The sequence below is a fragment of the Parazoarcus communis SWub3 = DSM 12120 genome (genome assembly GCF_003226565.1).
In the GTDB taxonomy this organism is placed as follows: domain Bacteria; phylum Pseudomonadota; class Gammaproteobacteria; order Burkholderiales; family Rhodocyclaceae; genus Parazoarcus; species Parazoarcus communis.
This window is the reverse complement of sequence record NZ_QKOE01000002.1, coordinates 171,344-198,277: the sequence shown is the minus strand read 5'-3', so window position 1 is coordinate 198,277 and position 26,934 is coordinate 171,344. Positions and strand designations below refer to the sequence as shown.

Below are 26,934 nucleotides of genomic sequence, written 5' to 3'. Positions count from 1 at the left end.
GGAGACAATACGCCCATGAAACTTCATACGCTGCTCTCAAAAGGTGTGATTGCGGTCGCCCTGGTCGGCACCGCCGGTACCGTGCTCGCCCACACCGCCTGGCTCGAACCCGCCGGAGGCGACGGGCAGTACCGCGTCGTGTTCGGTGGTCATGAGGGCAAGACCGAGCCCTACGCCGCCAGCAAGGTGGGCGCAGTCAGCGCGTTTGCCACCAATGGCGCAGCACTGGCGGTCGAGCGCCGGGACACGGCAGAGGGGGTGCAACTGCAGGTCGGTGGCAAGGCCGCGGTACTGCTGATGCGCTTCGACAACGGCATCTGGAGCAAGCCCGACGGCGGGCGCAGCGTCAATAAGCCGATGAATGAGGTTGCCGGCGCCACCAGCGGCGTCCATGCGATGAAGTACCACAAGACCATCGCACAATGGACCGACAGTGCCACCCGAGCCTGGGGCCAGCCTTTCGAGCTGGTGCCGGTCGAGCCGCTCCAGCCGCAAGCCGGTGTGCCCCTGAAATTGCGCGTACTGGTCGACGGCAAACCTGCCGCTGGCATCAAGCTGGCCATTGACGAGGACGCCCCGGGGGTGACCAGCGATGCCGAGGGGCTCGCCTCCATCGTGCCCAGCGCCGGCTTCAACAAGATCTGGGCCGGCCAGCGCACCGAGGTCAAGGGCGACCCGCGCTACACCACCGTCTCCATCGAGTACATCCTCAGTTTCCAGGTCCCGCCGTCGCGATGATGTCCGCCCGCCCCACCCTTGCCAATATGGTGTGCCGCGCCACGCTGGCGCTGGGTCTGCTTGCGGGCAGTGCCCAAACATTTGCTCACGGCCTGCGGGTCAGCGCACAGGCCGAAGGCGGGGCGGTCGTCGGTCAGGCCCTTTACTCCGACCTGTCACCAGCCAGCGGCTTGTTTGTCGACATTCATGATCCGGGCAATGACGCAAAACTGGCCGAGGGCACCACGGGCGACGATGGTCGTTTCCGCATCCTGGCACCACCGCTCGCCGCGTACCGGGTCGTGGTGGAGGGCGAGGAAGGCCATCGCGCCGAAACCCAGGCGCTGCGGCTTGCGGCAGGCAGCACGCTGGACGCCGACACCGTGCGCCTGCTGCGTGAGGATATCGCCCGGCTGGAGGCACGCATCCGGCTGCAGGACATCCTCGGCGGCCTGGGCTACATACTGGGCCTGGCCGGGCTGAGCGCCTGGTTCATGGCAAAGCGGAGGCGCTGATGCATCTGGCCGATGGCGTGCTCAGCGCACCGGTGCTGCTGGTCAGCGCCACCCTGGCCGTGGGCGGGGTGGCCATCGGCCTGCGCCGGCTGAACGAAGCGCAGCTGCCCCTGGCCGCACTGCTGGGCGCGGTGTTCTTTGTCGCCAGCACCGTCCATCTGCCGGTCGGTGTCGGCAGCGTGCATCTGATCCTCAATGGACTGGCCGGGCTGCTGCTGGGCTGGGCGGTGTTTCCGGTGCTGTGCGTGGCCCTGCTGCTGCAGGCAGCCTTGTTCTCGTTTGGTGGGTTCGCGGTACTCGGCGCCAACCTGTTGATCATGGCCCTGCCCGGCGTCATCGCCCACTATCTGCTGCACGCCCAGGTCGGCCCAAAGGCCTCGCGGCGCCAGGCCTTGCTGGCCGGCGCGGGTTGCGGCGTGATCGGCATCGGTGGTGCTGCACTGCTGGCGGGTGGTCTGCTGACCTTGTCCGGTGGCCGGATGTTTGGCGAACTGATCGTGTTGTTTGGCCTCGCCCACCTGCCGGTCATGGCCGCAGATGGCGCAATTGGTGCGTTCACCGTGGCGACGCTGGTGCGCATGATGCCGCAGGCCCTGGCGCCCTTGCGATCATGAACGCGCACCCACAAACCCTTCCCCCCCCTCCGCGCGCACCCCGCCTGCGTCTGGCGCTGGCAGTCATCGCAAGTACGATCATCTCCTTGCTGGCTGACCCGCGATGGCTGGTGGTGGGCCTTGCAGGCGGTGCAGCGCTCATGTCGATTGCGCTCTGGCAATCGTCCGAGCGCCTGCACTTGTTGCGCCGCATGCTGGTGGTCAACCTGTTTGTCGCCATGCTGTGGCTGACCTTGCCCTGGAGTCTCAGCCTGGATGGCATCACGGCCTCTGCCGCTGGACGCGAACTGGCCGGGTTGATCTCGTTGCGCACCAACGCCATCGCACTGTGGTGCATCGGCCTGCTCACCGGTATGGACGCTTTCGCCATCGGCCGGGCAGCGGCAGGCCTGGGCCTGCCGCACAAGATGGCACGCTTGCTGACCCTGATGGTGCGCTACTTCAGCCTGCTCGACGACAGTCGCCGCCGCATCGACCGCGCGATGCGTGCACGCGGCTTTCAGGCACGCTGCGATCGCCGCAGCGTGCAGGTGCTGGCACAACAAGTCGCACTGTTGCTGGTGCACGCCATGTTGCGCGCGGAACGGATTGGCATCGCAATGCGCGCTCGCGGGTTTGCGCCGCACGTGGCGCCACGGCCTCAAACCGAAGACCGTATTGCCGGACGCCCCCGGCCGGCCATGGGCCAGGCGGCAACGCTGGCATTTGCCGTGCTTCTGGCCAGCACCAGCATCGTTGGTGCCGGCTGGTTGTTGATCACATGACTCAAGGCGCCGCATCCTCGTCCCTACCCGACACGCCGCTGATCGAAGCCCGTGGGCTCAGCGTCAGTCGTCGTGGACGTACCGTGTTTGGCAAGCTCGACATTGATGTGCATGCGGGAGAACGTCTGTTCGTGCTCGGCCCCTGCGGTGCCGGCAAATCCACGCTGCTGCAAAGCCTGCTGGGCTTCGTGGCGATCGATGCGGGCCACATCCGCCTGCTCGGCCGGGATTGCCGGCGGGAGGCGGATTTTGCGCCTTTGCGCGGTCCCATCGGCATGCTGTTCCAGGACTCCAACGATCAGTTGTTCGGCCCGACCGTGCTCGAGGATGCCGCCTTCGGCCCACTCAACCAGGGGCTCGACCCCGCCGCGGCGCAGGCACGCGCCATTGAAGCACTGCTGCAGGTCGGCATTGGCGACCTTGCCGAACGTCCGGTCCATGCGCTGTCCGGCGGCGAACAACGGCTGGCCGCACTGGCCGGCGTGCTGGCAATGCAGCCTCGCGTACTGCTGCTGGATGAGCCCACCGCCTCGCTCGATGCGCGCAGCGCCGACCATATCACCACGGTCCTGGCGAGCAGTGGCCTGACCATGATCGTCGCCTCTCATGACGACGCCCTGATCGCACGGCTGGCAACACGGCGCCTGTCGCTCGACGCCCCGCGCTGACGCCGGGTCGGCACACACCACGGCCCTCCCGCGTGAGACACCCCGCGCCGGGCAGTACGCCCACTGAGCACACGCCCGCCAACGTGCTAAGCTCACGACACAATACGAACGATGACGCGGAGACGTCGATGGAACGCATCACCATCTCCCTGGATGAGGATCTGGCCAGCGCTTTCGATGCGCTGATTGCCGAACGAGGCTATCGCAACCGCTCCGAGGCCATGCGCGACCTGCTGCGGCGCGAGCTCGAAAGCGCACGTCAGCGCAGCGAAGCCGACGGTGAATGCGTCGCCACGCTGAGCTACCTGTACAACCATCACGAACGCGATCTGGCCGAACGCCTGACCGGGCTGCAGCACGACCACCACGACCTCACCGTGTCCACGCTGCATGCCCATCTCGACCACGACAACTGTATTGAATGCGCCATCCTGCGCGGCCCGACCGCCGGGGTGCGACGCTTTGCCGAATCGATCATGGCCGAAAGCGGCGTGCGCCATGGCAGCCTCAACCTGATCAGCGTCGAGGTCAGTGCCTCGTCGCAGGCACATGGTCACAGCCATCCGCACCCGCATAGCGCCCACCACGTGCACTACCGACCTCGGAGCTGACCCGAATAAATCAATACATCGACCGGTAACAGAACCCTGCAGACTGCCGTGAAACCAGAGTGCATCCACGCACCAGACGCGACAGCCCACCAAGACAGGATACCGGTCACCTGGCGGAGGGGGAGACAAGATGGACTGCAGTGCAAGAATGCTGCCCGGCCTGAGCAAGGCCTTGGGCGGTACGGCCGTTTCAGCGGCTCAGGCAAAGGAGTTGCTGTGGGGGCGACTGGCCGAAGGCGGACACGTCGTACTGATGCGCCATGCCTCCGTCGCCTCGGGTCCCGGCAGCGGCAGCGCGCTGTTGCGCGACCCAAGCTGCCTGCGCGAGCGGCGGCTGTCGGATCATGGCAAGGCCGAGGCACGGGCATTGGGCCAGAGCTTCCGGCGCCGCGGCATCCCGGTGGGCGAAGTGCTGCACAGCCCCTACTGCCGCACCACCGCCACCGCGCACCTGGCGTTTGAATCCGGCACCCCACTGGCCGAACTGACCTTGCTCGATGCCCTGGACCCGGACGACGCCTCCCGTCACACCGCCACGCTGCGTACCCTGATCGCCAGCCATCACGGCAGGCGTAATCTGATCCTGGTGACACACGAGCCGAATATCGTCGCCCTCACACGCGAGCACCTCGCCCCCGCCGCCTTTCTGGTGCTGCAGCCCAGGAGTGGAGATTTCGAAGCGCTGGGACTGATCGGGATACACCCCAGCAATCAGTAGCGGAACTTCGCCACCACCCGCTCCAGATCGGCCGCAATCTGCTCCAGCGCCTTGGCCGAATCCGCCGTACTGACCACGGTTGCGCTGGTCTCCTCGACCATCTGCGCGACTGCCTCGACCTGTTGCGATATCGCGGTGCTGGCGGCCGTCTGCTCGCGGGTGGCCAGGGCCACCTCACGGGCACGTTCCAGCGTACCACCGACACCGGTCCGGATGGTATGCAAGGCCTCGGCAGCCTCCTGGGTGAGCCCCACGCCCCGCTGCACCAAGGGCATCGCGAGCTTCATCCCCTCCACCGCATCGCCCGTTTCGGCCTGCATGGCAGTGATCATCTGCTCGATCTGCACCGTCGCTGCCGCGGTTCGCTCAGCCAGCCCGCGCACCTCGTCGGCCACCACGGCAAAGCCACGCCCCTGCTCACCTGCGCGCGCCGCTTCAATGGCCGCATTGAGCGCCAGCAGATTGGTCTGGGCTGCAATATCCTTGATCACGCCTGCAATGGTCGAGATCTCGTCCGCCCGTCCGCTCAGGCTACTGATGCGAACCGCCGTCGCACCGGCAGCTTCGGCAATACGTCCGATCTCCTCGGCCGCACGGCGAACCGTTTCCTCGCCATTGCCCGCGAGACTGACCGCCTCCTGCGAATTGGTCTCGGTATCGAGCGCGCTCTCGGAGATATGGGTCACGCTGACGGTCAATTCCTCGATGGCAGCGGCCATCGCCGCCGTAGCGTCCGACTGGGTACGCGAGGCAATCGAGACCTGTTCGGCCGCGGTCGAGATCTGCTCGGCATTGGTGACCAGGCCTCTTGCGCTCTGCCCCAGCTCACGCATCACCTGACGCAAACCGCCCAGCATGTTGCCCAGCGACGCCAGTACGCTACCCGCCGGCGCATTGTTCAGCTCCAGCGTCAGATCGCCCCGGCTGGCGATCTCCATCAGACGCATCACCTCGGCGGGCTCGCCTCCGATCTGGCGCAGGATGGAGCGCGCAATCATCCACGTCACCCCGATCACCACAAGCAGCACCAGCACGATGACGACCGCCGCCTTGGCAAGCTGCTCGTAGAACAACGCATCCAGATCGTCCACGTAAAGCCCGGTGCCGATCATCCAGTCCCACGGGCCAAAAAAGCGCAGATGCTGCAGCTTCTCGACTGGCACATCGCTACCCGGCTTGGGTGTCAGCGTGCTGGTGAAACCGCTGCCCTGTGCAGCCGCCAACAGGTCGCGGACGGTGTAGCGCCCCGCCTTGTCCTTGCGCTCCCAATGGCTGGCCCCTTCATACTCGGGGCGCACCGGATGCACCACCCCCATCGCCTTGCTGTCGTAAACGTAGTAATACTCCGTACCCAGATAGCGCATGCTGCGCAACACCTCCTTGGCACGCTTCTGGGCTTCGTCGCGCGACAGCTCGCCCTTGGTCTCGCGGGCATGAAAATCAGCCACCGTCGACGCTGCAATGTCCACCGCTGCACGCAAGGTTGCCTTGCGATCCTCAAGCAACTGCGTACGCAGGTGGGAGATCTGGAAGGCGGCCAGCGCCAGCATGCCGATCACCGCGATGGCGACCGAAACCAGCAGCCTCGACTTCAGGCTCATCGAATTGAACATGTCTCACTCCTCCCGATCGTTATACGCGCTACCGAACCGGGATCCTGCCCGGCCATCACATCCACAGCCCACCAATACGCCAGTCCGCCGTACGCTCTTATCGGCAGCGGCGGTATTCAACTTTAGACGCATCGGGCAAGCAGTGTGCCGCTATTGCATGACAGCGCGCAGGCGGCGAACCGCACCATCGGCCATGTCCTCAGCCAGCGTCCCGTAGCCCAGCACCAGTCCGTTGCAGGATGAGGGGGAACGCGCATAGTCTGACAATGGGCGCGGCCCCAGACCCAGAGCCAGGGCCCGCCGCACCACCTCCTGATCCGGCAGTGCCGGCGGCAACCACAGCACCAGATGCAAGCCGGCGGCACCGCCGGTAATCCTCAACTCCGGCCCGGGATGGCGTGCCAGTGCAGTGCGCAGCGCAGCCTGACGCCGTGCATAGTGCGTGCGCATCTGCCGCAGGTGGCGGGTGTAGTGGCCACGGCGGATGAAGTCGGCAAGCGCCATCTGCTCGATCCCCTGCCCGGGTCGGGTAGCCTGCCCTGCAGCGCGGACAAAGGTTTCCGCGATGGCCATCGGCACCACCAGATAGGCGATACGCAAGCCGGGATACATCGTCTTGCTGAATGTGCCGGCGTACACGACAGGTGCATCGAACTGCAGGCCGTAGAGCGCGGGCAGTGCCGCGCCATCACGACGAAACTCGCTGTCATAGTCGTCCTCGATGATCCACGCACCGGCCCCTCGGGCGTGCTGCAGCAGCGCCAGCCGACGGGCCAGCGACATCACCCGCCCAGTCGGATACTGATGCGACGGCGTCACCATGATCAGGCGGGGCGGATGGCATGCCCAGTCCTCCGCAGAGGGCGCCAGGCCTTCGTCATCCACCCCGACATCATGCAGGTTCAGGCCCGCCAGGCCGAGCGCCGTGCGCGCTGCCGGATATCCCGGATTTTCCACCCAGGCGATCTGCGCCGGGTCGGCCAGCAGGCGGGCACACAATTCCAGTCCGGACTGCATGCCGGCGGTGATGATCACCTGCTGCGGCGTGACCGCAAAGCCCCTGACGCTGGCCAGATGCTCGGCCAGCGCCTCGCGCAGCAGGGGCTCGCCACCGTCGCGGGCATACGCGAGCTGTCGCCATCCCGCCTCACGCCACGCTCGCTCGAGACAGGCCCGCCAGGCGCGGAACGGAAAGGCGCCCAGATCCGGCAAGCCTGGGCAGAACGGCAGATTCGAGAGCTCACCCGTGGTTTCACGCTCCAGTGCAAACGCCGCCCGTGCCGACAAGCCCGGCCCATCAGGCGGCGCAGCAGGCCTGACAGGCATCGCGGATACCGGCAGGTCCGCCACCCGGGTACCGTGGCGACCGGCAAGCAGACAGCCTTCAGCCACCAACTGCTCGTAGGCGAACAACACCGTGTTGCGCGCAATGCCCAGACTGGCGGCAAGCTGCCGGGTGGAGGGCAGCCGCGTACCAGCAGCCAGGCGGCGGGTCAGGATGGCGTCACGCAAACTACGGTACAGCGCCTGCTGTCGTGACATGCCAGGGGGCGGCAGCGCTTCGCTCAGCAACCAGTCGAGCACCACGGTGGCTCCATAAAGTGAATGATCTGTGGCCCTTACGCAGGAGCCACTGCAAGCATACGCTGACATCCCGCTCATCTGCACAGGATCACCGCATGTCCTCCACCGCCGCCCCCTCCGCCCGTACCCGCCTGCATCGCCTGCCGGATCGCGGCCATCATGACTTCGCTACCATCGCCGCCATCGTGGATGCCTGCCACATCTGCACCGTGGCTTTTCAGTGGAACGGTTCGGTCCACGCCATCCCGACCTCACACTGGCGCGAAGAAGGGCATCTGTACATTCACGGCGCGAAGGCCTCACGCCTGCTCAAGGCCCTGTGCGAGGGCGAGGCCTGCATCACGCTGGCCCGGGTCGATGGTCTGGTGCTGGCGCGCTCGGCCATGCATCACTCGATGAACTATCGTTCTGTGGTGATCTATGGCCGCTTTGAGGAGATCGTCGATCCCGAACACAAGCGCCATAGCCTGCAGCGCTTCATCGACGGTATCGTGCCCGGGCGCTGGGACACCCTGCGCCCGATCCACGACAAGGAACTCAATGCCACCCGGTTGCTGCGCATCGCGCTGGACGAGGCTTCGGCCAAGGTGCGGGCCTGGGGCGTGAAGGACGATGAAGAGGACCTGGACTGGCCGGTCTGGGCCGGCGTCATTCCACTGCAGACACATTTCGGCCCGGCCCTTGCCGAGGTCGACAGCGTGGTGCAGACACCCGCGACACCGGTGCTGAAATAGGGGGTGCTCGCCGGATCGATCAGATCCGGCGGGAAACCCGGACTACTTGAAGAAACGGCGGAACCATCCGCCGGTTTCCTTCTTCTTCTCTTTCTCGGCAATGATACCGACCATGTTGGACTTCACCGCAGCCACATAGTCGGCATCGTCACGCTTGATGTGGTTGATCAGCCAGGCGCTGAGCAGGGTATGGAGCTCCACACCGATATCCTCGCCAGCGCGGTAGCGTTCGACGTACTCACCGACACGACGGACGAAAAGTTCATGCACCCGTTTGTGCGGCTTGCAGTACTGATAGCCCGCTTCTTCCTGCAGGCTCTCTTCAAAAGCAAAGTGGGACAGGGTGTAGTCCACCAGGTCATCGAGGATGCGACCCACCAGGCCACGGTCGTGCCCCGTGTTGGCGACTTCGAGATCGTTGATGTAATCGACGATCCGGCGATGCTGTTGATCAATGACCGGAATGTCGGTATTCAGATCGAGGGTCCAGGCAATAGGCAATTGGGGCTCCGGCAAGATGACGGAAAAAATGAAGGCCGCCCTGTCACATGGACGGGTGGCTTCGCGAGTGGGCAAACGACGGTATACCGCGCATAGCCACGTTTGTAATAGGGACAAGCGTGCGCAATCCGGCTTCGATTAACGCGACGCCCGAAACATTACGACTTTGTCATCATTCGGTCAATCACTCGTGGCAAGACCACCCGAGCCATGCCCACCCCTTGCAAGCAAGCAGCTCAACGACGCCAGACGCCCGGAACCAGGCCTAACTCCGGCACGCCGACAAGGTATCCTGTGCGACCTCGAGTGCCGCCTTGGCTTCGGCAACCGGTAATACGCGCTCAGCCACCACTCCGTTCTTGACTGCAACCAGTTCGGCCGCAATCGATACCGCGATCTCACCCGGCGTACGACTACCGATATAGAGCCCCGCCGGACCTCTGAGGGCGGCAACCTGGGCCTCGTCGAGATCGAACTCCCGCAGGCGCTCGCGCCGCAGGGCATTGTTGCGGCGCGAACCCAGGGCCGCCACATAGAATGCCGGCGAACGCAGTGCTTCCATCAGCGCGAGGTCGTCCAGCTTGGGGTCGTGGGTGAGTGCAAGCACCGCAGTACGGGCATCCGGCTTCATTGCCATCACCACGTCGTCGGGCATTTCACGGGTCAGTGTGGTACCGGGGACGCTCCACTCCTCGAACCATTCCTCGCGCGGATCACATACCGTCACCGCAAAATCGAGGCTCAACGCGATGCGTGCAAGGCTGGCCGACAGCTGCCCCGCACCGATCAGCAACAAGCGGTAGCGCGGGCCGAATACACTGGTCAACACCTCACCGTCAAAAGACAGGCCCTGCTCCGCGTGCGCTGTCCCAATGCTGACCTTGCCATCGGCCAGCCTCAGCCGGCGTTCAATCAGCTCCCCGGCGGCCAGACGATCGAGCAATGCCGTCAGGCTCCCGGCCTCCGACAAGGGCTCAAGCACCAACTCCATCGTTCCACCGCAGGGCAGGCCGAAGCGACGCGCCTCCTCGGCCCCGACCCCATAGCTGACCAACTGAGCCCGCGTCGGCATGCCTTCCGCGCGCAGGCGGTGAATCAGGTCATCCTCGATGCACCCCCCGGATACCGAACCCACTGCGCGACCATCGTCCCGCAAGGCCAGCAATGCGCCCGGCGGACGTGGCGATGAACCCCAGGTGCGCACCACGGTGGCCAGCAGCACCTGCCGGCCGGCACTCAGCCAGGCGCGAGCGCGCTGCAACACTTCCAGATCCAGACTATCCATGTTCTCGATACATCCTTGCATTCACCTTGGACTCACCCTCGCGACAAGCAGGAACCGGACCTGCCAGCCCGGGCGCCTGCACGCAGTCCCGCCACTCAGGTTTTCAACTGCTCGCCGATCGGCAAGGTCCGGATGCGCTTGCCAGTCGCGGCGAACAGGGCATTGACCAGCGCCGGTGCCAGCGGTGGCACCCCGGGTTCCCCCACCCCGGACGGCTTTGCTGCCGAAGGCACGATATACACCTCGACCAACGGCATCTCGTTGATGCGCAACACCGGATAATCATGAAAGTTGGACTGCTCGACCTGCCCGTCCTTGAGCGTGATCTCGCCGCTGAGCGCCGCCGCCAGCGCAAAGCCGATGCTGCCCTCCATCTGCGCACGGATCACATCCGGATTGATGGCGATGCCGCAATCGACCGCGCACACGACCCGGTCAACCTTGAAGCTGCCATCTGCCGCAACCGTGGTTTCCACCACCTGGGCGACAAAGCTGCTGAAGGATTCATGCACTGCCACGCCGCGACCCCGCTTGCCGCCGGCTGCCGCTGACAATGGACGCGACCAGCCCGCCTTGTCGGACGCAAGCTTCAGCACCGCGGCATGGCGCGGGTGCGATTCCAGCAAGGCCAGCCGGTACGCCACCGGATCGGCGCCGGCTGCCGCCGCCAGTTCGTCAATGAAGACCTCGGTAGAAAAACCGGTATGCGTCGAGCCCACCGAACGCCACCATTGCACCGGTACCTTCACCGTGGCGTTGGTGGTGTGCAGATCCACGGTCAGATTCGGAATCGCATACGGCAGATTGGCGGCGCCTTCGACCGAGATCGCATCGACCCCGTCCTTGATCATCATCGACTCAAAGGGCGAGCCCAGCGCAATCGACTGGCCGACGATGCGTTGTGCCCAGGCCAGCGGCCGGCCCTTCTCGTCCAGTACCGCACGCAAACGGTGCAGGTAAGCCGGACGGTAATAGCCGGCACGCATGTCATCCTCGCGCGACCACACCAGCTTGACCGGCGCCCGCCCACCAATCGCCTTGACGATATGGGCAGTCTCGACCAGATAGTCGGATTGCGGATTGGCACGACGGCCGAAACTGCCACCGGCATAAAGCATGTTCAGTTTGACCTGCTCGGGCTTGAGGCCAAGGATCGCCGCCAACGTCGCCTGATCGACGGTCTGGAACTGCTCGCCGTTCCACACCTCGCAGCCATTCGCATCCAGCCGCATCACGCAGTTGAGCGGCTCCATTGCCGCGTGCGCAAGGTAGGGAAAAACGAACTCTGCCTCAATCACCCTGGCCGCGTTGCCCAGTGCTTTGTCGGCATCGCCATCGCGGCGCGCCACCGCACCCGGCCCGGCGGCGAGCTTGCGATAATCGGCAAACATCTGACCGGAGCTGCCGCGCCAGGCCTTGGATTCGTCCCAATCGATCTTCAACACCTCACGGGCGCGCTTCGCCGTCCAGTAATCGCCAGCCAGCACCGCCACCCCGGACGGAATCCGCACCACCTCGGCGACCCCGGGAAGGGCGCGCGCCGCCTTGTCATCCACCTCACGTACGACCGCACCAAAGCGCGGCGGATGGGCAACGACGGCGACCAGCATGCCGGGCAGCTTGACGTCCTGGGTGAACATCGCCCGTCCGGTGGTCTTGGCCACACTGTCGGTACGCGGCGCACGACGACCGATCAGTTTGAAATCCTTCGGATCCTTCAACACCACGTTTTCGGGTACTGGCAGGCGACCAGCCGCCTCGGCCAGCTCACCGAAACCGGCGCGCCGCCCACTGGCCGGGTGGCTGACGACGCCTTCGGCAACCACGATCTCGGCCACCGGCACTGACCAGCGCGCCGCGGCCGCCTGGACCAGCATCGCCCGTGCCGCCGCACCCGCCTGACGCAGTTGTTCGAAAGAGTTGGCAATGGCCGTGCTACCGCCCGTGCCTTGCACCGCGCCCCAGAACAGGTTGTTGTAGCGCACCGCGTCGGCCGGTGCGCCTTCGACGACCAGCTTGCTCCAATCAGCGTCAAGCTCCTCCGCAACCAGCGTGGCCAGTCCGGTATACACCCCCTGGCCCATCTCCAGATGCTTGGACAGCACGGTCACAACACCATCGGTGCCAATGCCGACAAAGGCATTGGGGCTGAAACTGCCCGCCGCCAGCGGGCCGCTGCCCGCAATGCCCGGGCCGGCGACACCGGCTGGCGCCGCGTGTGCCAGCGGCAGCACCATGGCCAGGGTGAGGCCACTGCCGGCCTTCAGGAAGTTGCGGCGGGAAACGTTATGCAGGGTCAGATTCGTCATGTCGCGCTCCTTCATGCCAGGGCCTGAGCGGCTTCGTGGATGGCGGCGCGAATGCGCACATAGGTGGCGCAGCGACAGAGGTTGCCGCTCATCGCCGCGTCGATGTCGGCATCGCTGGGCTTGGGATTGGATGCCAGCAGGGCGACCGCCGACATGATCTGGCCAGACTGGCAATAGCCGCACTGGACCACATCGAGCTTCTGCCAGGCCGCCTGCACCGCTGCGCCGATACGCGCCTCGCCGATGCCTTCGATGGTGGTCAGCGACTTGCCGGCCGCGGCCGACAAGGGCGTGGAACAGGAGCGGATGGGCTCGCCGTCCAGGTGCATGGTACAGGCACCGCACAAGGCCATGCCGCAGCCGAACTTGGTGCCGGTGAGATCGAGGTGGTCGCGGACCACCCACAGCAGCGGGGTATCGTCGGGCAGGTCGGCGCTGACCGGCCGGCCATTGAGGGTGAAGGACGTCATGCGAAGAATCTCCCAGGGGCAAATGCGGGGGCGATCGTCCGCTCATCTGGCAGACGGACCGAATACAGCAGACTAGACCCTTATTCCGTTAAGATCGACCGCGTAATGATGGAAAAGTCATGAAGCCATACTTAACAATAGACCCCGCGCTCCTGCCCGCGCTAGCCGCCTTCGAATGCATCGCCCGCCACGCCAGCTTCAGCCGCGCGGCGGCCGAGATGGGCCTCTCCACCTCTGCCCTGTCGCAATCGATGCGTGCGCTGGAGCAGCGCCTGGGGGTGCGCCTGCTGGCGCGCACGACCCGCCGGGTGGGCCTGACCGAAGAAGGCAGCCGCATGCTCGATGGCGTGCGCCGCGGGCTGGACACACTGGGTAGCGCAATCAATGCGCTGGACGACCACCGCGACCGCCCCACCGGACGGGTGCGCATCACCTTGCCACGGATGGCTTTCGCCCGTCTGTTCGCCGAGCACATTCCGGGTTTTGCCGAACGCTATCCGGAAATTGGTCTGGAATTCGCGCTGGATGACGGCCTGAGCGACATTGTCGCGGCCGGTTTCGATGCCGGGGTGCGCTTCGCCGGCAATATCGAGGCGGACATGATTGCCGTGCCCATCGGCCAGCCCGAACGCCTGATCACCGTCGCCACCCCGGCCTACCTCGCCCGCCATCCCGCACCACAGACGCTCGAGGACCTGGCGCAGCATGACTGCAGCCGCTTTCGCTACCCGACCAGCGGCCGGCTGTCGCGCTGGTACTTTCAGCGCGATGGTGAGTCGATCGAGGTGGAGGTGGACGGGCGCTTCATCGTCAACGACGTGGACGCAGAGCTGCACCTGGTGCGCCGCGATCTGGTGCTGGCCCAGGTGGTCGAATCAATGGTGGTCGACGACCTGCGCGATGGCCGTCTGCGCAGCGTGCTGGATGCACACGCCCCCAGCCTGAACCGCGCCCACCTCTACTTTCCCAGTCGCGCACAGATGCCCGCGCGCCTGCGGGTATTCATCGATCACTTCCAGCAGGCCAATGCGCCGCCTCCGCATGATCAACCCCTGATCGAAGCGCTGGAGACGGGCAAGGGAAAGCCCTTGCGATAAAGTGTCAAGGATGTGCCCACCAGCAACTGACGGGCCACACCCTCCGTGGCATCACACCCGGTAGCGGGACACTTCGGCTTGCATTTCCCGCGCCAGCCCGGTCAGCACATGAGCGGTGTCCGAGGTACTGCCCGCCGCGGCGCTGTTCTCGTCGGTCATCTGCGCCACCCGTTCCACCTGTTGTGCAATGTTGGAGCTGGCGACGCTCTGTTCGCGTATCGCATCCGAGATTTCCGCAACCATCTCCACGGTACGTGCCGACCCGTCTTCGATCTGGCGAATCGACTCTTCCGCCTGTTGGGCGTGCACCACCCCACGCTCAACCTGCTCCACCGCCTGGTCCATGCCGGACACCGCGTTGCGCGCCCCTGACTGCATCGCCTCCATGGTGGAGGAGATCTCCTGTGTCGACTGCGCAGTACGTTCGGCCAGTTTGCGCACCTCGTCCGCCACCACGGCGAATCCACGTCCCTGCTCACCCGCACGTGCCGCCTCGATCGCCGCATTGAGCGCCAGCAGGTTGGTCTGGTCAGCCACCTCCTTGATCACCGTCACCACCGCATTGACCTTGGCACTGTCGGCATCAAGCTGACGCACGCGGTCTGCCGCCTTGCGCACCGCTTCGTCGATGCGCCGGATATCGGCCAGCGTCAGTCCAATCACCTCGGCCCCGCTATGCGCATCCTCGCCTGCTCGCGTAGCCAGCTTATTGGCGTCGGCTGCGCGCTCGGCAACATGATTGATGCTGACCGTCATTTCCTCGACCGCCGCAGCCATCGCCGACGCCGCTTCGCTCTGCTCACTCGACCCGATCGAAACCTGCTGTGCCGAGGTCGCCAGGCTGGTGCCAGCCGAGGACACCTTGCCCGCATGATCGGCCATCGCGTGCAGGCTTTGCTGTACGCGCTCGATCAGCTGATTGAAGGCACGCCCTGTATCAGCCACTTCGTCACTACCTTGCACCGTCACCCGACGGGTGAAGTCCAGTGAGGAGGCAATCTGTTGAATGACCTCGTTCATCGACTTCAGTGAGCCGACCACCCGGCGATAGGTCAGCATGCCGAACACACCGCCACCAATCGCTGCCGCCAGCACCAGACCGACCGTCATCATGAAGCTGGACTGATAGCTTGACTCTGCCTCTTTCTCGAAGTCGGAAGCCATCTTCTCGTTGAAATCCATATGACGACGCAGGGTTTCAATCAATTCGCGTGCGCGCGTCGCACCATCGCCCAATACCTGGGCCTGGGCCTCTTCGTTGCGATTGTCCCGGGACAGCGCAAGCGCGCGATCAGCCGACTCCAGATAGGCCTTGAGCGCCGCCCGGTCAGCCTCAAGCAAGCGCCGATCCTCATCGTTGCTGATGAGGGGCTCGTAGGCCTTGAGCGCCTGCTCCGCCGCGCTGCGGGTCTCGGCGAGCCTGGCCTCGACCTTGCCCATCGCTTCGGCATCCGTCGCCAGCACATGCAGCAATACCAGGCCCCGGAAATTGAGCACCTGGTGATCCGCCAGGGCCAGCGTCTCGATACTGGGCAGGATGTTCTCGCCCTGATACACCACCATGCCGTTGATACGGCTCATCTGAACCAGGCCTGCCGCCCCGACCACCACCAGGGCGGTGATCAGGATGGCCAGCAGCAGTTGCATTCTGTTGGCGATTGTCATGTTGCTCTCCTGGCTGGGCCTGCGTCCGGTCTCTTGGGCAGGCCTGGCTGTAGCCGACGTTCGTTATGTGGATGGTTGCAGCGGACAACCCTTTTCCGCCCAGATCGAAGCACGCGTGCATATTGCGCGCTAACGACCCGGTTTCAGCAAACTTGAATGAATTTTTTCGAACGACGGAAGATCAGGCTACAGCCCTCAAGCCGCGCAAGGCGTCAATCAACTGATCCCGCAGTGCCGACAAGCGATCGAGCCCCGCGCTCAAGTCGTCCGGTGCAGTCTTCGGATCACTTGCGAGCAAGGCGGCCAGCTGGTGGATTTCACCGTGCACACGACACAGTTCTGCGTATGCCGGCTTGTCACCATGCCGCTTGATCGTCGCAGTACTGGCCAACCAGCGACTGAAGCGGCAACGCTGACCATCGAGCGCCGGCGGCTGAGACTGGGTACCCCTGAGGTAGGACTGCAGCGCCAGCAGCCAGGCACGGTGCTCGACCTCGGCGATCAGCACGGAAACGTCATCGTGGCGGATGGCTTCGGTATGCACCCAAGATGCAGGCGGTTGCCACGCAGCAATCCAGTCGGGTACGGCAGCAGCAGGCATGGGCCGAGCAATGCCATAGCCCTGGCCGATCTGACAGCCGAGTTGCAGCAACATCTCGCCATGTGCTTCAGTTTCGATGCCCTCGGCGACCACACGACGTCCGAAGGTTCTTGCGAGACCGAGGACACTGTCGATGATTGCCACATGTTCGGGGTCATCGAGCATGCCGCGGACGAAACTCTGGTCGATCTTGATTGTTTGCGCCCCAAGTCGCTTCAGATAGGTCAGCGACGAATAGCCGGTACCGAAATCGTCCAGCGCGAACTCGACCTCGAAGCTGTGACAGCGTTCGATCAGGGAGGAGACATGCGCCATGTCTTCGAGCGCACCCGTCTCCAGAATCTCGAGTTCGAGCTGGGTGGGTGCGACCTCGGGGCATGCTGCCAGCTGCCTCTGCAGTCGGTCGGCAAAGCCTGGATCCTGCAGTTGCTCACCACTGATGTTGACACTGACCGACGTGCGCAAACCTTGGGCACGCCATTGTGCCAGTTGCGCCAGCGCGGTTTCGATCACCCAGTCACCCACCTGCACCGACAGCGCGTGGGACTCGATCACCGGAATGAAGGCCGCGGGCGGCAGCAGGCCGCGTTCGGGATGCTGCCAGCGAATCAGGGCCTCGAAGCCCAGCAACTCGCCGGTATGCATATTGACCTTGGGCTGGTAGTGCAGCACAAACTCACCGGCCACCAGCGCATGGCGGATCGCCTCAAGACTCTCGTGACGACCGCGGAGCGTGCGATCGTGCTCCGGGTCGAACACATGAAACCGGTTCTTGCCGGCAAGCTTGGCCTGGTACATCGCCTGGTCGGCCTGGCGGATCAGCTGTTCGGCATCCACCGCGGTCACCTGCGGGAAGGTCGACACGCCGATGCTTGCCGACACGGACAAGGTATCACTGCCAATCTGCATCGGGCGGGACACGATGTCGAGCAGCCTGGCCACTGCAGGCAAGCAGTCGTCAGCTCGCATCAGGCCGTTGATCACCACGGCAAACTCATCGCCACCAATGCGCGCCAGGCTGTTGCTCTCGCGTAATTGCTCGCGCAAACGGCCGGTCAGCGTGATCAACAACTCATCGGCCGCATGGCGTCCATAACGTGCATTGATGTCGGCAAAACCATCCAGATCAATATAGGCCACGGCCAGGGCTTGCCCGGTGCGCCGACACTCGGCAAGCGCCATCGACAAGCGGTCGGTGATCAGGCTGCGATTGGGCAGGCGGGTCAATACGTCATGATGGGCGACGAAATCAAGTTGCTGCTGGTGCAGCTTGTCCGCGGTCACATCGACATGAACACCCGCCATCCACGCGGGTTGCCCCTGCGCATGCCAGCGGATGACCCGCCCCTGCGCCCGAACCCATACCCAGTGGCCTGCCCGGTGACGCATGCGGAACTCGACCTCATAGTGGTCATCATGCCCATCGAAGTGCCGCGACAGCCGGCGCATGGCCTCGGCCAGATCATCCGGATGGGTCAGACGCTCCCACGTCCCGATATCGGCGGGAGCGAGCTCATCCAGGTGATAACCGATCATGCCCGCCCAGCGCTCGTCAATACGCAGCTCTCCGCTATCGACATTCCAGTCCCAGGTACCGGCTTCGATCGCATCGATTGCGTTCTGCAGTCGCTCGCGCTGCTCCTGCAGATCCGCCTCGTCACGCAGCCTGGTGGTGATGTCGCGAAAGACGCCGACATGGAAACGCCGCCCGCCCAGTTCGAAACGGCGCCCACTGCTCAGCTCCACCGGCACCTCGTGGCCGTCGGCACGCAGGATCACCGAGCGGTGGACGAAAAGCTCATCACGTTGGTTCAAGGCACGGGAGAAATCCGCGCGTTCGGCATCGAGTCGCGCCGGCGGATGGAGTTCAGTGAAATGCCGGCCGACCAACTCGTGGGCAGGACAGGCGAACAAGGTCTCGGCCTGCCGATTGACCTGGGTCACACGGCCCGAGACATCGTCCGCCACGATCACTGCATCCGCAATCGACTCGAACAAGGCCTGATAGCGCGCCAGACTGGCCTGGCTGTCACGCTCGGAACGTCGGCGCAACAGTGCCGACGTCACCATGCCGGCGACCAGACGCAGCAGTTCGATGTCATCGTCGCTCCAGTCGCGAGCCCGATGAACCGCATCCACACTGAGAAAACCGATGTCGTCATTGCCCTGGCGCAAGGGCACCGCACACAGGGACTTCACCTGGGCATCCCGGATCTGCTGGGCGGAGTAGGCGGCTTCCGGCGGCAAGGACTCGGGATCGGACAAGACGATCAAGCCTTTCCGCGCCAGGGTGTCCATCCACCATCCGATGCGTGACAGGGGCTGACGCGCCATGCTGGCAACCAGGGCACGCGTGCCGCTACTGCACCATTCGTAGGCGTTTCCGAAATACTGACCATCGTCCGCCACCAGGAAGACCAGCACCCGGTCGACTGCAAGCGTTTCACCCACCCGCCGCAGGGCAGCGTTCAAGGCGGAATCGAACGCCTCACCCTTGCACGCCAGCAAGCCCCGGGCAAGCTCCCCCGCCAGCGCCTGCCGGTCGTGAGCACGCTGCAATGCGGCCTGGTCCTGAAGCGCCGCTTCTGCCCGGTTGCGTGCAAATTTCTCCCGCATCAACGCCAGCGCCTGAGCCGAAACACGCTCGTACATCGACAGCACGGTGCGGACCAGCACCCCGGCCGCCCCGCTCAAGGCCTGTTCGGCCCGCACATGCGCCTCATCGAAGGAGCACCCCTCGCGTACGGCCCGCAAAGCCGTCGCCATGCGGTTGTCACTTTCCAGGATGTGATAGGCCAGCCACTGCGTCAGATAGGCAAACAGGCTGTCGACCCGCTGAGCGAAGGGCTCCTGCCCGGCACGCAGGATCTGTATCCGGGCAAAGAAGGCGCCGTGACTGTCGACATGTGAATCGAACCAGGCATCGCCTTCCAGTCCGCTGCGCCATACCGCTTCCTCGGTGCGAAAGTGGTAATCGGCATAGTCGGCAAGCCCATCGAGAATGCGCGTCACCTCGACTTCGTTAGCACCTTCGACATACTGTTGCGCAAGCCGGTTGAGCAGATCGACCAGCTTGTGATGCTGCTCGTCGATCTCCTGGATACCCGTCTCAAGATTGCTGCTCCAAGGGAAGATCTCGAACGCGTCGGGGACGGGATGTGGCAGGTTGGCAGTCATGAAGGGACTCGGCTCGGCATGTTCGCATGCGTGGCAGATATCGTACCCGTCTGTTACCGCTGACGGGTGCACACACGAGCCCATTCTACACCTAAAGTTATAGTATATTTATTGATTATGTCACTTTTGACGTTCATTCATCCTGTTCGGGCTACGCAGCGGCACCGGCGGAGGGCACACTGAAGCGCAGCGTCACCCGCAAGCCGCCGTCAGGCAATCTGCTGGCCTGAATATCTCCGCCATGCTGGGCACAGATGCGCGCAGCAATCGCCAGCCCCAGCCCGAAACCCTCATGCGGACCTGCCCGCTCACCCCTGCGAAAGGGCAGGAATATCGCGGGCAGCTCATCCACCGCAACCCCCGGCCCCTGATCCTCGACCGTGACCACGGCATGCGCGCTCACCACTGCAGCACGTACCCGGACATGCCCGCCCGAAGGCGAATGCTGCAAGGCGTTTCGAACCACATTTTCCACCGCCCGCTGCAGCAGGGCCGCATGCCCCACCATGGGCAGATGAGGTGGCGCATCAAGCTCGACATGGCAGGCCAGTCGCTCTGCCTCAACCCCAGCGTCCGCGCACAGCTGCGTCAGCACCTGGACCAGATCCAGCGGATCACCGGCCGCAGCGCCCCCGCCGGCCTCCAACCTCGCCAGGCTCAACAACTCACCGACCAGACGATCCATCCTGTCGGTCTCACGCTCAAGCCGTTCGAGCAGTTCGGCAGAACGCTCGGGACGCTGGCGCAGCAGATCGGCCATGGCCTGAAGACGGGCCAGTGGAGAGCGCATCTCGTGAGAGACGTCGTGCAACAGGCTGCGCTGGCTGTCCAGTAGTTGCTGCAAGCGCTCGGCCATGCGGTCGAAGTCAGCGCCCAGGTCGGCCAGGTCGTCGCGACGCCCAGCAAAGGCGGCCCCCACCCGGGTATCGAGGCGACCGTCCGCCAGGTCCTCGAAGGCCGCACGCAGCCGCCTGATCGGGCGTGCGAAGTGAACCGCCAATGCCGCGGCAAACAGCAGACTGACCACGCCACCTGCAAGCAGCGGCAGTAGTGGAAACGGCAGCCCGCCCGGCGGCGGCATGGGCGGCGGAGGTGGCGGTGCGCGACCCGCGCCAGGCGTCACCCACTCGGGCGGCGGACCGCCACGCCCCTGCTGAGGTCCGGGATCATCGCGATGTGTCAGCCAGATCGTCGCCCCGACGCCGATCGAGGTCAGCACCTGCGCCAGCCAGAAATACACGAAGAACTTCCAGAACAGTCTGCCCATGTTCAGCTCCCTGCCCGACAGCCCCGTGACAACACCTGGACAGGCACCCTGACGGTCCTGGCTCGATCCCGCCATCGGTGCAGCAAACTCATCATCAAGACACGTCCTCAGATCACCAGCAACTGATAGCCCTTGCGGACCACGGTCTGGATGGACGAGCGACCATCGGCCAGCGGTCCCATCTTCTGGCGGATACGGCTGACATGTACATCGATGCTGCGATCGTAGGGTGAAAGCGGCTTGCCAAGCGCCTGCTCGGACAAGGTCGCCTTGTCGACCGGTCGCCCCGCGTTACGCACCAGCACCTCCAGCAAGCTGAATTCGGTTCCAGTCAGATCCAGCCGGCGTCCCAGGAATTCGGCACGGCGGGCACCGGGCCACAACTGCAGGCCACCCGCACTCAACACCGCGGCTGGGGCATCCCGACGCCCGCCTGCGCGCTTCAGGATGGAGCGCAAGCGCGCGACCAGCTCGCGCGGTGTGCACGGTTTGGCTACATAGTCGTCGGCCCCCAGCTCGAGTCCGACGATGCGATCGGTATCGTCGCCACGCGCGGTCAGCATCAGCACCGGGACCTGGCTGGCCGCGCGGATACGGGTCAAGGCCTGCAAACCATTGACCCTTGGCATCATCACGTCAAGCACGACAATGTCGTAGTGACCGGACAGTGCCGCATTCGCGCCGGCTTCGCCGTCATGGGTGGCCGTCACGGCAAAGCCTTCGCCTTCCAGATAGTCGTGCAGCAAGCCCACGAGCTCGACATCGTCGTCGACAAGCAGTACGCAAGGGGGCGTTTCGGTGGGGCTTTCCGGGTTCATCCCGCTGATCATAGGGGATCATGCCTCGCCTTTTGCACGCCTTTACGTGCATTTACGCGTTGCAACAGCACACTGCCTGTCGGCAATGATTGCCGCACCGGACGCCACGACCTGCCGCGTGCGGCAAATCCTGCCGGCAGCCGGACGCGCAATCACGAAATTGACCCGCCAGCTCTTCACGCCACCGGACAGACCTGCCGGATCAGCGCATATGGCATATCTTCTTTACATCACTTTGCATTGATTTACCCATTTTTCCCTGTATCGACGCGGTATCTGGCTGCGATCTTGCTCAATATCGAGGGTGTGCACACACCCATTCTGACCGGATCGATACCCAGGAGATTTTCATGAGCAGCATAGGAAGCGTCGGCAGCACTGCCGCGATGATGCAAAGCATGAGCGCCATGCGCCGGCCCAGTGCCGCCGACATGGCCAACAAGCTGTTTTCCGCACTCGACACCCAGGGCCAGGGTTATCTCGAGAAATCCGACCTGGCATCGGCGCTGAGCCAGATCGGCAGCACAGGCGAAAGCGAGCTGGACGAGGTTTTTGCGCAACTCGACGCCGACAGCGACGGCAAGCTGACGCAGACCGAGCTGACCGACTCGTTGCAGCGCCTGTCGGATCAGCTCGACCAGCAGTTCGACAGCCTGCGCATGCAGGGTGCAATGGGCGGCATGGGCGGCATGCCGCCACCTCCCCCGCCGGCCCAGGACAGCGGATTCACCGAAGACGAACTGAACGCGCAGCTTGCCGAGATTGGCGACACCGACGATGTCCGAGCCGACTTGCTCGAAACCGTGCTCAACAACTTCTCTGCGGCCGACACCGACGGGGATGGCAAGGTCAGCTTCACCGAAGCAATGGCCGCCAAGCAGGCCGCGGACGGCAGCGCCGCGGCGACAGGTACGGGCACCAGCACGGCAGCGGCCAGCGGTGCAAGCAGCGACGATGGATTGAAGGTGATGATGCAGATCATGCGCTTGATGCAGGCCTACGGCGACAGCGAACAGGGCACCCGTCCCGCTGCCGCCATCTCGGTCAACGCCTGATCGGACGCCGCGCCCACTGCACGCACTTACAGGGGCGGCAAGGGGACTTCCTCTCCGGGCGGCACAGTGACGCCGCGAACGGCCAGCTCGATGCGTCGGCTGGCCGCCTCGAGTTCGCGCTCGGCCTGCAGCAACAGGCGCTCGCTGATGCGGGCGGCGATCTCCTTCTCGACGGCTTCCCGTTGTTCGGGCGGAAGGGCCTCCAGTTGCTCCTCGGTCAGCCCCATCTCACGCAGGATCACATCGCGCATGCGCTCCGCGGGCGACTTGTCCATGTATTCGCGGAATTCGGCGTACGCCGCCTCGTTGGCCGCGCGGATCCGCTCGGCGCGAGTCATCGGTTTCTCAGTGCTGACCTCGGGGGACGCTTCGGCGGGCGCGACACGGGTAGCGGCACGTGCCCGGTCCAGGGCTGCGGCAAACCCGGAAGCTGCCCCGGCAGCCACCGCACCGGACGCACGCTGCACCGCGCGCCCGTCATACAGACCATCGATCTTCATGACCAGGCTCCTGATTCAGGAAATGAGCACCTCGTCACGCAAATTACATACCACCGGCAAACAGCCCCCACCCATCACAAGGCATGCTCAGGAGGGCGCACCCCCGTCGCCCGGCGATTGCCGCGGACGCCCCACCGGATCAAACGGAAACAGCCCGGCACGAAAGCTCTCGGCCATGAATTCAGCACGACCGATCGCCTGACGCGCAGCGGCCGGCGGCAACACCTCCACCGCCGTCTCCCGGAACAAGCTCAACCACTGTTCGAAATGCTGACGCTCGATCGGCAGGCGCATGTGCGCCGGAAAGGGGTGGCGGCCATAGCGCTGGGTCCCGAGCAGCGCATTGGACCAGAAGTCACGGATGACCGCGAGGTGGTGATCCCAGTCACCTACCGCATTGTTGAACACCGGTCCCAGTTCGTCGTGCAGACGGGCACGATCGTAAAAGCGTTGCACCAGCAGCGCGATCTCGTCTTCGGTTGGCGGTCTTTCGTCGTTCATGATGGGCTCCATACGCATGGCACAGACGATACCTCAGACAACCCGCCTGCCGGTGGGCACACTCAAGCCAGCGCGGCGCACATCAGTTCTGCCACATGCTGCGGCCGCCGCGCCACCCCTTCGACAATCTGGTGGCGACAGGAAAAGCCATTGGCCAGCACCGGCGCATCGGGCAAGGCACGTAGCGCGGGCAGCAGATCGAGTTCCGCCATCTGCCGTGAAATCGCGGCATGCTCGGCATCCAGACCAAAACTGCCGGCCATGCCACAGCAACTGGATTCGACGAACTCGAACTCGAGATCCGGAATCAGTCGCAGCACCTTACGCAGGGACTTCATCGCCCCCACCGCCTTCTGGTGGCAATGCCCGTGCACCAGCAATTTCTCGCCGCCCAGTGGCTTCAGTGCCAGGCTGAGACGTTTGCGGTCGTGCTCGCGAGCGATGAACTCCTCGAACAGCCACACCTGCTTCGCCAGCACTTCGGCCTCCGGCCCCAGACCAAGCTTCAGGTGGTCGTCGCGCAAGGACAGGATGCACGAGGGCTCCAGCCCAATGATGGGCAAGCCGGTCGCAAGCGCGGGACGCAGCGCGGCCTGCATGCGGCGGGCCTCGTTGCGGGCGGCCTCGACCTGTCCCAGCGACAACCAGGTACGGCCACAGCACAAGGGGCGTGCGGGCTCGGCATCGTCGGCCGCGGGGGCAAGCACCTGCACCCGGTAGCCCGCGGCCCGCAACACGGCCAGCGCGGCATCGGCAATTCCGGGTTCAAAGTGGCGGGCAAAGGTATCGACAAACAGCACCACATCCCGACCGTCGGCCGCCATCATGTCCGTATCCGCCGCTCGGGCCGGTGTGACAAAAGGCCGGGCTGCAGGTTCGGGCAGGCGACGGTCGGCGGCAATGCCGGTATAGGCTTCGAGCAGGCGCGCCAGTAATGGCACCCGGTTGCGCAACTTGACTCCCCAACGCAGCAGATGCGGATACTGCAACCAGCGCGGCAGGCCGGCAAACAGGCGGTCGCGCAGCGGCACACCCGTCAGTGCATTACGCTGGGCCTGCCATTCGATCTTGATCGCCGCCATGTCCACCTGATTGGCACACTCGCGCTTGCACCCCTTGCAGCCCACACACAGGTCCATGGCCTCAGCCAGCCGCGGGTCGGCAAACGGCGTCGGGCCAAACTCGCCATTGAGCGCGGCCTTCAGCACCAGCACCCGGCCGCCGGGCGACTGCACCGCGTCGTCGCTGACGCGAAAACTCGGGCACATGACCCCTTTGGGCTTGCGCTGGCACAGCCGGTCGCTGATGCATACCGCCACCGCCTTGGCAAAATCGCCCCCCGTGGCGGGAATGCCGGCATAGGCGTCGCCCTGGCCGGCGGTCTCGTACGATGACCAATCGAGATGATGTTTCATGCTTGCCTCCAGGCCGAGGGGCAAGCAAATCAAGGGCCAGGCTCAAGCCATTGAAAACAAAGCCACCTTCAACGCGCACGAATGACGCGTGTCCGACAATGCCACTGTTCCGGCACACATCCTGCCCTAACCTCGGGACCGGCCTGCGGACGCTCCAACCAATCAAAGAACATGTGGATCATCTATCGGGGGTGGTCAGAAGCACTCCGCTTCAAGCTGCTCCAGCAGCGCCAGTGCCGCCTCGTCCCGATGGTTCTCGAACAGCTCGCGGATCGGATTGACGAAGCTCGCCAGCAACAGCAGGTTGTCACACTGCACGCCACGCGTGGCCACCCGCCGCTCCTGCAACAACCGGATCAGCGCCCGTTCGTCGGCATCGTCGGTCTGCAGGCGGTCGAGCATCTCCATCATGCGACGGGCGTTGCCATCGCAGTCGATGCCCTTGAAGCTGATGTAGCGGTCGGGGCCCTGGGTGCAGGGGCAGGAAGTTTGCGGATTCATGGCGGCGGCGTGACCATTCGGGTTTGAAGAGGCCCCGATGTTCGCGGCAAGACCGCCATCCTGTCTGTCGGCCAGCCGACGAATCGTGATCAGCCGGGATCGCTGCTGCGCCAGCCCTCGAGCCGATCCAGGCGATGAACGCACAGGCCATGACGCCCCTTGCGTTCGAGAATGCCCTGCCGCGCCATCGCACTGAGATGGAAGGACACCGTCTGCCGGGTGGTGCCAAGCAGGAGCGCAATATCGCTTGCCGACAACCCCAGAGGCACCTGCCACACCACACCGTCGAAGCGACCACGCTGACGGGTAGCTTCGGCCAGGAATCCGGCCACCCGAGCGCCCACATCCTGTAGCGACAAGCTTTCGATGCGGTGGATTGCGTCGTTGAGCAGTTTGCCCAAGGCACGCATCAGGAAGGGCGTCAGACCAGGCTGGGATGCCATGCGCTCGGCAAAGCGCCGGGTTTCCATCGCGACAATGCTTGATGCCCCCACACTGGCCAGATAGGTCGGCGTATGCGTACTGAAGATGTCCCCGGGCTCGAGAAAGGACAAGGTCAGCTCACGCTCATCATTGGCCAGATAGGCCCGCACCCGCCCGCTCAGCACAATGAACACGCGGTCCAGACTGCTACCCGGGGTCGCAATCAACTGCCCCTTGGCGTAGGACACACGTTCGAAGCCCTGCAGAAAGCCGCGGCCTGCCTCCGTCTGCAAAAAAGCCAGAAAGCCTGGCAAGGCAGCCGTCGGCGGATGATCGGGCTGCAAGCGACCGACCGGATGGGAGGGGCGTGAAGACATGGCAAACCATTATGCCCGCGTTGGGCACGGACAACGCACATCCACTCGGCCACAAACACGATCCGCCCGCAACCACCTCGCCCAAACCCCCGGCCCAGCAACGGACTTGACCCGCAGCAAGGGTTTCCGGCTATAATCCGCGCCCTTTCGCATCATTTGCACGTGCTCTACGTGCATCAATCGATGCCGATGCCTTGGTGGTGAAATTGGTAGACACGCTATCTTGAGGGGGTAGTGTCGCAAGACGTGCGAGTTCGAGTCTCGCCCAAGGCACCAATACCTATTCAGAGCCAAGCGCCGTGACGATCCGGCGCCAGGCCCATCCGCAGGTCAGCCCCATCGGCCACCGTCTCCGGCGGGCGCTTGCTCAGCGCGACAATCCACCCTGAAGCTCCCGATCTGACACCTGTGCTCGTGCAGGATGGTCACGAGAC

Annotated in this window: 26 protein-coding genes and 1 tRNA gene; 12 read left to right on the top strand and 15 right to left on the bottom strand. The window is 64.5% G+C overall.

Annotated features, from left to right (window positions below; translation table 11 throughout):
• Positions 1-15 precede the first annotated feature (15 nt).
• The 7 genes from DNK49_RS04505 to DNK49_RS04475 all read left to right on the top strand — a co-directional run bounded on the left by DNK49_RS04505 (position 16) and on the right by DNK49_RS04475 (position 4,607).
• Complete coding sequence (locus tag DNK49_RS04505; RefSeq protein WP_110523138.1) at positions 16-738, top strand: DUF4198 domain-containing protein; 723 nt, start codon at positions 16-18, stop codon at positions 736-738.
• A complete protein-coding gene (locus DNK49_RS04500) occupies positions 735-1,232 on the top strand; it encodes a carboxypeptidase-like regulatory domain-containing protein (RefSeq protein ID WP_110523137.1) in 498 nt (165 codons plus the stop codon). Before DNK49_RS04505 ends, DNK49_RS04500 begins: the two co-directional genes overlap by 4 nt.
• Complete coding sequence (cbiM, locus tag DNK49_RS04495; RefSeq protein WP_110523136.1) at positions 1,232-1,846, top strand: cobalt transporter CbiM; 615 nt, start codon at positions 1,232-1,234, stop codon at positions 1,844-1,846. Before DNK49_RS04500 ends, cbiM begins: the two co-directional genes overlap by 1 nt.
• On the top strand, positions 1,843-2,610 hold the full coding sequence (locus DNK49_RS04490) for an energy-coupling factor transporter transmembrane component T family protein (RefSeq protein WP_110523135.1): 768 nt from the start codon (positions 1,843-1,845) through the stop codon (positions 2,608-2,610). The genes cbiM and DNK49_RS04490 overlap by 4 nt, the downstream gene beginning before the upstream one ends.
• The gene (locus DNK49_RS04485) at positions 2,607-3,278 is read left to right on the top strand and encodes an energy-coupling factor ABC transporter ATP-binding protein (RefSeq protein WP_110523134.1); all 672 of its coding nucleotides are present in this window, start codon (positions 2,607-2,609) and stop codon (positions 3,276-3,278) included. Before DNK49_RS04490 ends, DNK49_RS04485 begins: the two co-directional genes overlap by 4 nt.
• Before the next feature lie 128 nt (positions 3,279-3,406).
• On the top strand, positions 3,407-3,889 hold the full coding sequence (gene nikR / locus DNK49_RS04480; RefSeq protein WP_110523133.1) for a nickel-responsive transcriptional regulator NikR: 483 nt from the start codon (positions 3,407-3,409) through the stop codon (positions 3,887-3,889).
• A gap of 130 nt (positions 3,890-4,019) precedes the next feature.
• On the top strand, positions 4,020-4,607 hold the full coding sequence (locus tag DNK49_RS04475; RefSeq protein ID WP_110523132.1) for a histidine phosphatase family protein: 588 nt from the start codon (positions 4,020-4,022) through the stop codon (positions 4,605-4,607).
• On the opposite strand, the gene DNK49_RS04470 is transcribed toward DNK49_RS04475, so the two are convergent.
• Together DNK49_RS04470 and pdxR are read right to left on the bottom strand one after the other, a co-directional pair.
• Positions 4,601-6,220, bottom strand: a complete 1,620-nt coding sequence (locus DNK49_RS04470; protein ID WP_110523131.1) for a methyl-accepting chemotaxis protein — start codon at positions 6,218-6,220, stop codon at positions 4,601-4,603. The genes DNK49_RS04475 and DNK49_RS04470 overlap by 7 nt on opposite strands.
• A 150-nt stretch (positions 6,221-6,370) precedes the next feature.
• A complete protein-coding gene (pdxR, locus tag DNK49_RS04465) occupies positions 6,371-7,807 on the bottom strand; it encodes a MocR-like pyridoxine biosynthesis transcription factor PdxR (RefSeq protein ID WP_207806883.1) in 1,437 nt (478 codons plus the stop codon).
• A gap of 92 nt (positions 7,808-7,899) precedes the next feature.
• Here pdxR and DNK49_RS04460 point away from each other — a divergent pair, with 92 nt between their 5' ends.
• Positions 7,900-8,538, top strand: a complete 639-nt coding sequence (locus tag DNK49_RS04460; RefSeq protein WP_110523129.1) for a pyridoxamine 5'-phosphate oxidase family protein — start codon at positions 7,900-7,902, stop codon at positions 8,536-8,538.
• A gap of 42 nt (positions 8,539-8,580) precedes the next feature.
• On the opposite strand, the gene DNK49_RS04455 is transcribed toward DNK49_RS04460, so the two are convergent.
• From DNK49_RS04455 to DNK49_RS04440, 4 genes are all read right to left on the bottom strand, one after another.
• Positions 8,581-9,039 carry a bacteriohemerythrin gene (locus DNK49_RS04455; RefSeq protein ID WP_207806882.1) on the bottom strand — a complete coding sequence of 153 codons (459 nt, stop codon included), beginning with the start codon at positions 9,037-9,039 and terminating at the stop codon, positions 8,581-8,583.
• A 265-nt stretch (positions 9,040-9,304) separates the two neighbouring features.
• On the bottom strand, positions 9,305-10,324 hold the full coding sequence (locus tag DNK49_RS04450; RefSeq protein ID WP_110523128.1) for an XdhC family protein: 1,020 nt from the start codon (positions 10,322-10,324) through the stop codon (positions 9,305-9,307).
• Between the two features lie 95 nt (positions 10,325-10,419).
• On the bottom strand, positions 10,420-12,633 hold the full coding sequence (locus DNK49_RS04445) for a xanthine dehydrogenase family protein molybdopterin-binding subunit (RefSeq protein WP_110523301.1): 2,214 nt from the start codon (positions 12,631-12,633) through the stop codon (positions 10,420-10,422).
• Between the two features lie 11 nt (positions 12,634-12,644).
• Positions 12,645-13,103: a (2Fe-2S)-binding protein gene (locus tag DNK49_RS04440; protein ID WP_110523127.1), complete on the bottom strand. Its 459-nt coding sequence runs from the start codon at positions 13,101-13,103 to the stop codon at positions 12,645-12,647.
• Positions 13,104-13,222: 119 nt separating this feature from the next.
• On the opposite strand from DNK49_RS04440, the gene DNK49_RS04435 reads away from it, so the two are divergent.
• Positions 13,223-14,200, top strand: coding sequence for a LysR family transcriptional regulator (locus DNK49_RS04435; protein WP_110523126.1), 978 nt, complete (start codon positions 13,223-13,225; stop codon positions 14,198-14,200).
• A gap of 51 nt (positions 14,201-14,251) precedes the next feature.
• Here the strand turns inward: DNK49_RS04435 and DNK49_RS04430 are convergent, their stop codons facing one another.
• The gene (locus DNK49_RS04430; protein ID WP_110523125.1) at positions 14,252-15,865 is read right to left on the bottom strand and encodes a methyl-accepting chemotaxis protein; all 1,614 of its coding nucleotides are present in this window, start codon (positions 15,863-15,865) and stop codon (positions 14,252-14,254) included.
• On the opposite strand from DNK49_RS04430, the gene DNK49_RS24940 reads away from it, so the two are divergent.
• Positions 15,864-15,998: a hypothetical protein gene (locus DNK49_RS24940; RefSeq protein WP_279386403.1), complete on the top strand. Its 135-nt coding sequence runs from the start codon at positions 15,864-15,866 to the stop codon at positions 15,996-15,998. The genes DNK49_RS04430 and DNK49_RS24940 overlap by 2 nt on opposite strands.
• 48 nt (positions 15,999-16,046) lie before the next feature.
• On the opposite strand, the gene DNK49_RS04425 is transcribed toward DNK49_RS24940, so the two are convergent.
• The 3 genes from DNK49_RS04425 to DNK49_RS04415 all read right to left on the bottom strand — a co-directional run bounded on the left by DNK49_RS04425 (position 16,047) and on the right by DNK49_RS04415 (position 21,728).
• Positions 16,047-19,643 carry an EAL domain-containing protein gene (locus tag DNK49_RS04425; RefSeq protein ID WP_165843264.1) on the bottom strand — a complete coding sequence of 1,199 codons (3,597 nt, stop codon included), beginning with the start codon at positions 19,641-19,643 and terminating at the stop codon, positions 16,047-16,049.
• 151 nt (positions 19,644-19,794) lie between these two features.
• Positions 19,795-20,910: a HAMP domain-containing sensor histidine kinase gene (locus tag DNK49_RS04420; RefSeq protein ID WP_110523300.1), complete on the bottom strand. Its 1,116-nt coding sequence runs from the start codon at positions 20,908-20,910 to the stop codon at positions 19,795-19,797.
• Positions 20,911-21,017: 107 nt separating this feature from the next.
• Entirely contained in the window at positions 21,018-21,728 is a 711-nt protein-coding gene (locus DNK49_RS04415; RefSeq protein ID WP_110523299.1) for a response regulator transcription factor, read from the bottom strand.
• A 350-nt stretch (positions 21,729-22,078) separates the two neighbouring features.
• On the opposite strand from DNK49_RS04415, the gene DNK49_RS04410 reads away from it, so the two are divergent.
• On the top strand, positions 22,079-22,783 hold the full coding sequence (locus DNK49_RS04410) for an EF-hand domain-containing protein (RefSeq protein WP_110523123.1): 705 nt from the start codon (positions 22,079-22,081) through the stop codon (positions 22,781-22,783).
• Between the two features lie 26 nt (positions 22,784-22,809).
• Here DNK49_RS04410 and DNK49_RS04405 read toward each other — a convergent pair whose 3' ends face one another.
• The 5 genes from DNK49_RS04405 to DNK49_RS04385 all read right to left on the bottom strand — a co-directional run bounded on the left by DNK49_RS04405 (position 22,810) and on the right by DNK49_RS04385 (position 26,500).
• A complete protein-coding gene (locus DNK49_RS04405; RefSeq protein ID WP_110523122.1) occupies positions 22,810-23,283 on the bottom strand; it encodes a hypothetical protein in 474 nt (157 codons plus the stop codon).
• An 87-nt stretch (positions 23,284-23,370) separates the two neighbouring features.
• The gene (locus tag DNK49_RS04400) at positions 23,371-23,784 is read right to left on the bottom strand and encodes a group III truncated hemoglobin (protein WP_110523121.1); all 414 of its coding nucleotides are present in this window, start codon (positions 23,782-23,784) and stop codon (positions 23,371-23,373) included.
• A 62-nt stretch (positions 23,785-23,846) separates the two neighbouring features.
• Positions 23,847-25,199 carry a (Fe-S)-binding protein gene (locus DNK49_RS04395; protein ID WP_110523120.1) on the bottom strand — a complete coding sequence of 451 codons (1,353 nt, stop codon included), beginning with the start codon at positions 25,197-25,199 and terminating at the stop codon, positions 23,847-23,849.
• Between the two features lie 195 nt (positions 25,200-25,394).
• Entirely contained in the window at positions 25,395-25,700 is a 306-nt protein-coding gene (gene cowN, locus DNK49_RS04390; RefSeq protein ID WP_110523119.1) for a N(2)-fixation sustaining protein CowN, read from the bottom strand.
• 89 nt (positions 25,701-25,789) lie between these two features.
• On the bottom strand, positions 25,790-26,500 hold the full coding sequence (locus DNK49_RS04385) for a Crp/Fnr family transcriptional regulator (RefSeq protein ID WP_110523118.1): 711 nt from the start codon (positions 26,498-26,500) through the stop codon (positions 25,790-25,792).
• 191 nt (positions 26,501-26,691) lie between these two features.
• Here DNK49_RS04385 and DNK49_RS04380 point away from each other — a divergent pair.
• A tRNA-Leu gene (locus DNK49_RS04380) sits at positions 26,692-26,776 on the top strand.
• The last annotated feature ends 158 nt before the right edge of the window (positions 26,777-26,934 follow it).

Excerpts from the sequence above, each read along its gene's own strand:
- DNK49_RS04425 (WP_165843264.1), bottom strand. The coding sequence starts at position 19,643 with ATGACTGCCAACCTGCCACATCCCGTCCCCGACGCGTTCGAGATCTTC.
- DNK49_RS04485 (WP_110523134.1), top strand. The coding sequence starts at position 2,607 with ATGACTCAAGGCGCCGCATCCTCGTCCCTACCCGACACGCCGCTGATC.
- DNK49_RS04450 (WP_110523128.1), bottom strand. The coding sequence starts at position 10,324 with ATGGATAGTCTGGATCTGGAAGTGTTGCAGCGCGCTCGCGCCTGGCTG.
- DNK49_RS04395 (WP_110523120.1), bottom strand. The coding sequence starts at position 25,199 with ATGAAACATCATCTCGATTGGTCATCGTACGAGACCGCCGGCCAGGGC.
- DNK49_RS04460 (WP_110523129.1), top strand. The coding sequence starts at position 7,900 with ATGTCCTCCACCGCCGCCCCCTCCGCCCGTACCCGCCTGCATCGCCTG.
- DNK49_RS04435 (WP_110523126.1), top strand. The coding sequence starts at position 13,223 with ATGAAGCCATACTTAACAATAGACCCCGCGCTCCTGCCCGCGCTAGCC.
- nikR (WP_110523133.1), top strand. The coding sequence starts at position 3,407 with ATGGAACGCATCACCATCTCCCTGGATGAGGATCTGGCCAGCGCTTTC.
- DNK49_RS04400 (WP_110523121.1), bottom strand. The coding sequence starts at position 23,784 with ATGAACGACGAAAGACCGCCAACCGAAGACGAGATCGCGCTGCTGGTG.
- DNK49_RS04415 (WP_110523299.1), bottom strand. The coding sequence starts at position 21,728 with ATGAACCCGGAAAGCCCCACCGAAACGCCCCCTTGCGTACTGCTTGTC.
- DNK49_RS04490 (WP_110523135.1), top strand. The coding sequence starts at position 1,843 with ATGAACGCGCACCCACAAACCCTTCCCCCCCCTCCGCGCGCACCCCGC.
- DNK49_RS04505 (WP_110523138.1), top strand. The coding sequence starts at position 16 with ATGAAACTTCATACGCTGCTCTCAAAAGGTGTGATTGCGGTCGCCCTG.
- DNK49_RS04430 (WP_110523125.1), bottom strand. The coding sequence starts at position 15,865 with ATGACAATCGCCAACAGAATGCAACTGCTGCTGGCCATCCTGATCACC.
- cbiM (WP_110523136.1), top strand. The coding sequence starts at position 1,232 with ATGCATCTGGCCGATGGCGTGCTCAGCGCACCGGTGCTGCTGGTCAGC.
- DNK49_RS04470 (WP_110523131.1), bottom strand. The coding sequence starts at position 6,220 with ATGTTCAATTCGATGAGCCTGAAGTCGAGGCTGCTGGTTTCGGTCGCC.
- DNK49_RS04385 (WP_110523118.1), bottom strand. The coding sequence starts at position 26,500 with ATGTCTTCACGCCCCTCCCATCCGGTCGGTCGCTTGCAGCCCGATCAT.
- DNK49_RS24940 (WP_279386403.1), top strand. The coding sequence starts at position 15,864 with ATGTTGCTCTCCTGGCTGGGCCTGCGTCCGGTCTCTTGGGCAGGCCTG.
- DNK49_RS04475 (WP_110523132.1), top strand. The coding sequence starts at position 4,020 with ATGGACTGCAGTGCAAGAATGCTGCCCGGCCTGAGCAAGGCCTTGGGC.
- cowN (WP_110523119.1), bottom strand. The coding sequence starts at position 25,700 with ATGAATCCGCAAACTTCCTGCCCCTGCACCCAGGGCCCCGACCGCTAC.
- DNK49_RS04440 (WP_110523127.1), bottom strand. The coding sequence starts at position 13,103 with ATGACGTCCTTCACCCTCAATGGCCGGCCGGTCAGCGCCGACCTGCCC.
- DNK49_RS04420 (WP_110523300.1), bottom strand. The coding sequence starts at position 20,910 with ATGGGCAGACTGTTCTGGAAGTTCTTCGTGTATTTCTGGCTGGCGCAG.
- DNK49_RS04410 (WP_110523123.1), top strand. The coding sequence starts at position 22,079 with ATGAGCAGCATAGGAAGCGTCGGCAGCACTGCCGCGATGATGCAAAGC.
- DNK49_RS04445 (WP_110523301.1), bottom strand. The coding sequence starts at position 12,633 with ATGACGAATCTGACCCTGCATAACGTTTCCCGCCGCAACTTCCTGAAG.
- DNK49_RS04500 (WP_110523137.1), top strand. The coding sequence starts at position 735 with ATGATGTCCGCCCGCCCCACCCTTGCCAATATGGTGTGCCGCGCCACG.
- DNK49_RS04405 (WP_110523122.1), bottom strand. The coding sequence starts at position 23,283 with ATGAAGATCGATGGTCTGTATGACGGGCGCGCGGTGCAGCGTGCGTCC.